The 3,206-nt window shown below is 70.1% G+C and carries 5 protein-coding genes; 1 reads left to right on the forward strand and 4 read right to left on the reverse strand.

The genetic code is table 11. From position 1 onward, the window contains the following. Positions 1–730, reverse strand: a 730-nt coding sequence (locus AC30N0_RS14240; protein WP_489518564.1) for a transporter substrate-binding protein, incomplete at its 3' end; no start/stop codon positions are given. Positions 731–959: 229 nt separating this feature from the next. On the opposite strand from AC30N0_RS14240, the gene AC30N0_RS14245 reads away from it, so the two are divergent. Next, positions 960–1,403: a CPBP family glutamic-type intramembrane protease gene (locus AC30N0_RS14245; protein WP_489518565.1), complete on the forward strand. Its 444-nt coding sequence runs from the start codon at positions 960–962 to the stop codon at positions 1,401–1,403. Here AC30N0_RS14245 and AC30N0_RS14250 read toward each other — a convergent pair. From AC30N0_RS14250 to AC30N0_RS14260, 3 genes are all read right to left on the reverse strand, one after another. Beyond that, the gene (locus AC30N0_RS14250; protein WP_489518566.1) at positions 1,380–1,850 is read right to left on the reverse strand and encodes a Rieske (2Fe-2S) protein; all 471 of its coding nucleotides are present in this window, start codon (positions 1,848–1,850) and stop codon (positions 1,380–1,382) included. The genes AC30N0_RS14245 and AC30N0_RS14250 overlap by 24 nt on opposite strands. After that, positions 1,843–2,511, reverse strand: a complete 669-nt coding sequence (locus AC30N0_RS14255; protein ID WP_489518567.1) for an HAD family hydrolase — start codon at positions 2,509–2,511, stop codon at positions 1,843–1,845. Before AC30N0_RS14255 ends, AC30N0_RS14250 begins: the two co-directional genes overlap by 8 nt. Next, positions 2,508–3,206: RluA family pseudouridine synthase (locus tag AC30N0_RS14260; protein WP_489518568.1), on the reverse strand; the 699-nt coding region annotated here is incomplete at its 5' end. The genes AC30N0_RS14260 and AC30N0_RS14255, both read right to left, overlap by 4 nt.

Consider the following 3,206-nt stretch of genomic DNA (forward strand, 5'->3'; position numbering starts at 1 on the left):
CCTTGTAGAACGGCACGTTCGAGTCGCCGTTGATGGTCGAGATCACCGCGGTCTTGCCGCCGGCCGAGAACTTCTTGACGTCGGCGACGATGGTCTGGTAGTCGCTGTGGCCGAACGGCGTGTACTTCTCGTCGATGTCGCTGTCCTTGACGCCCTTGCTCTTCAGGAAGGCACGCAGGATCTTGTTGGTCGTGCGCGGGTAGACGTAGTCGGTACCGAGGAGCACGAAGCGCTTGGCGCCGCCGCCGTCCTTGCTCATCAGGTACTCGACCGCCGGGATCGCCTGCTGGTTCGGCGCCGCGCCGGTGTAGAAGACGTTCTTCGAAAGCTCCTCGCCCTCATACTGGACCGGGTAGAAGAGCAGGCCGTTCAGCTCCTCGACCACCGGCAGCACCGACTTGCGCGACACGCTGGTCCAGCAGCCGAACATCACCGCGACCTTGTCCTGGCTGATCAGCTGCTTGGCCTTCTCGGCGAACAGCGGCCAGTTAGACGCCGGGTCGACGACGACCGGCTCGAGCTTCTTGCCGAGCACGCCGCCCTTGGCGTTGATCTCGTCGATGGCCATCAGGGCGACGTCCTTGAGCACCGTCTCCGAGATCGCCATCGTTCCGGACAGCGAGTGCAGGATGCCGACCTTGATGGTGTTCTGCGCGAACGCAGGCAGCGAGAGCAGGCCCGATGCGGCCAGGGCGGCGCAGGCGGCCTTGATTGCGAACCGACGTTTCATGTGAGGAACCTCCGTGTGATCAGAATGGGGACAGCGAAACCAGACCGGAGGCGCTGTTTGCAAGGCCTGTGCCACTGTTCATGAGGGGGCGATGCGCACGCGCGGTGGCGCGGCGCGGTGCCGAAGACGCGCTGGCCGCGATGCCGCACCAGCCTGGGCAGGTCGTCGCACCAAGTTGGCGGGGGCACGCACCCGAAGCCCTGCGCACCCGGCGGCCGCCTTCGCTTCGATGCTGCGCGCGGTGAACCTGTCCGCGATGCAGGCGTTCTGGCTCGCCTGTGTTCTCGCCGGCCCGCCCGTCGCCTGGGCGGTGGCCGCGGCGGGGTTCCCGATGCCGGTGAACGATCCGCTGCGTGACCTGGTCGCGATCGCCGCCTGGTCGGTTGCCGAGGAGATCGTCTTTCGCGGCGGCCTGCAGCCGCTTCTCGCGCGCTGGTTCGGCGCCCGGGGTCGGTCGTGGCCGATCACGCCGGCGAACGTCGCGACGAGCGTCGTCTTCGCTGCCTTGCACGCCTGGCGGCACGGCGCCGCGGTCGCACTGGGCGTCTTTCCGGCCTCGCTGCTCTATGGCGTCGCGCGGGAGCGCACCGGCCGCATTGCGCCGGCGGCGCTGCTGCACGTCTGGTTCAACGTGCTGCTGTACGCGGCCTCATGGCATCTGGCCCGCACCTGAGCCCGGCGGCGCCGGACGCGTGTCGGTGTCCGGCTGCCAGTAGACCTGGCCCGCCTCCTCCACCGCGCCGATGTGCACGAGCCTGCCCTGCCCGCACGGGCCGCCGGCGCAGCGGCCGTTGCGCGGGTCGTAGGCGGCGCCGTGGATCGAGCAGAGGATGAACTCGCGGCCGCTGTCGAGGAACACGCCCGGCTGCCAGTCGAGCTCGGTGGGGACGTGCACGCAGCGGTTCAGGTAGACCACGACTCGCCCCTCGAAGCGCAAGGCGAAGGCGCGCGCCGGCTGGCGGAAATGGCTGACGTCGAAGACGATGGCCCGGCCCTTTTCCTCGAGCTGTTCCGAGGCGCACAGGTGCTGGCGCGGGAGCTCCGGCGGGCGCGGGAGCGGGCCCGGCCCGGGGCGACGAGGTGCGGGCGGGACCGGCGCGTCGCTGCCGTCTTCAGCCATGGCGGACGAGCCAGTCGTGCAGGTCGGCCGTCGAGTGCGCGACGTGCAGCGGCCGGTGACCGGCGAACTCGGCGTGCGCGTGCGCGCCGAAGCTCACCGCGACGCTGGCGCAGCCGGCGTTGGCAGCAAGCTGGAGATCGTGCGTCGTGTCGCCCACCATGAGGGTGCGTCCGGGATCGACACCGAGCTCACCCATGAGCTCGGTCAGCATCAGCGGGTCGGGCTTGCCGCGCGTCTCGTCGGCGGTGCGGGTGGCGTCGAAGAAGCCGCTCAGGGGCGAGTCGCGCAGGACGTCGTCGAGGCCGCGCCGCGTCTTGCCGGTAGCGACGCCGAGCCAGTGGTTGCGCGCCTTCAGCGCCTGAAGCATCTCGACCGTTCCCTCGAACAGCACGACCTGATCGAGGCTGGTCAGGTAGTGGTGCCGATAGCGCTCGGCGAGCTCGCGGTGGCGCTCGCGCGGCAAGGTCGGCGCCGCGTGCTGCAAGGCGTCGGCCAGGCCCAGGCCGATGACGTAGCTGGCGTCGCGGTCGCTCGGCACGGCCGTCCCGACGTCGGCGCAGGCGGCCTGGATGCAGCGGGCGATGAGCTGGGTCGAGTCGAACAGCGTCCCGTCCCAGTCGAAGACGATCAGGTCGAAGCGTCGGGCGAAAGTCGTGCTCATCGCCGCAGCGTCCTCGGCAGCGCCTCGAGCAGCCGGCTGCATGCGTCCGGCAAGGGTTCCTCGATCTCGGTCGTCTCGCCGCTCGCCGGGTGGTCGATGCGGAGCCGCCGATCGTGCAGGAACATCCGGTCGAAACGCGTCCCCGGCACGCCGAGGCCGCGCGCCAGGTCCTTGTTGAGCGCGAAATCGCCGTACTTGGGGTCGCCGACGACGACGTGCCCGGCGTCGGCAAGGTGGACGCGGATCTGGTGCGTGCGCCCGGTCTTGATCGTGACGTCGAGCAGCGTGAACTCCGCGAAGCGATCGGCGACCTTGACCAGCGTGATCGAGCGCCGCCCCTCGTCCGCGCCGGCCTCGACGGTGCGGACGCGGCGCGTCCCTTCGGCGTCGACGTATTTGTGAAGGGCGACGTCGATCACCTTCAACGATTCCGGCCAGGCGCCGGCGACCAGCGCGGCGTAGGTCTTGCCGATCGCGCGCTCGGGGCTGCGCGAGCGCAAGTCGTTCTGCAGGGCGACGAGCGCCGGCCGCTTCTTGGCGATGAGGAGCAGGCCCGAGGTTTCCTTGTCGAGCCGGTGCACCAGTTCGAGAAAGGCGGCCTCCGGGCGGGCCCGGCGCAGCTGCTCGATCACCCCGAAGCTCTCGCCGCTGCCGCCGTGCACCGCCACGCCGGCCGGCTTGTCGATGGCCAGCAG

The organism is Rhizobacter sp. (genome assembly GCF_031412495.1).
In the GTDB taxonomy this organism is placed as follows: domain Bacteria; phylum Pseudomonadota; class Gammaproteobacteria; order Burkholderiales; family Burkholderiaceae_C; genus Schlegelella_A.